This window comes from Flavobacterium sp. MAHUQ-57 (assembly GCF_051908335.1).
GTDB lineage: Bacteria > Bacteroidota > Bacteroidia > Flavobacteriales > Flavobacteriaceae > Flavobacterium.
In genome coordinates this window covers 4505-4876 of record NZ_JBPZTE010000006.1, presented here as the reverse complement: position 1 = coordinate 4876, position 372 = coordinate 4505, and the positions used below count along the sequence as shown (strand labels likewise).

The window sequence follows — 372 nt, the reverse complement described above, 5'->3', positions numbered from 1 at the left end:
AAAGTAAAGCTGGCACTAACGCTGTCTCGGCTACAGTTATCAGCAATGCTATAAGTAACATTTACCACTCCGCCATCACACAATCTTGGAGCCACTCTAGGATCTCCGCTGAATTGTGCTACAGCGCTACAACCATCATTTAAAGTTTGGAATTGAGCTAACCATGCAGCAAATGCAGCATCTACAGCAGCTTGATCTGCATAGTCACATTGACTAGTAGATGAATTACCTGGGCCAGTAACATCAACGTCGGCTTCACCATTCAAAGTAAAGCTGGCACTAACGCTGTCTCGGCTACAGTTATCAGCAATGCTATAAGTAACATTTACTACTCCGCCATCACACAATCTTGGAGCCACTCTAGGATCACCA

Annotated in this window: 1 protein-coding gene; it reads right to left on the bottom strand. The window is 44.6% G+C overall.

Translation table 11 applies throughout. The annotated features are described in order from the left end of the window. The coding region (locus ACS8MM_RS00055) for a hypothetical protein (protein ID WP_379711739.1) at positions 1-372 on the bottom strand (372 nt) is incomplete at both ends.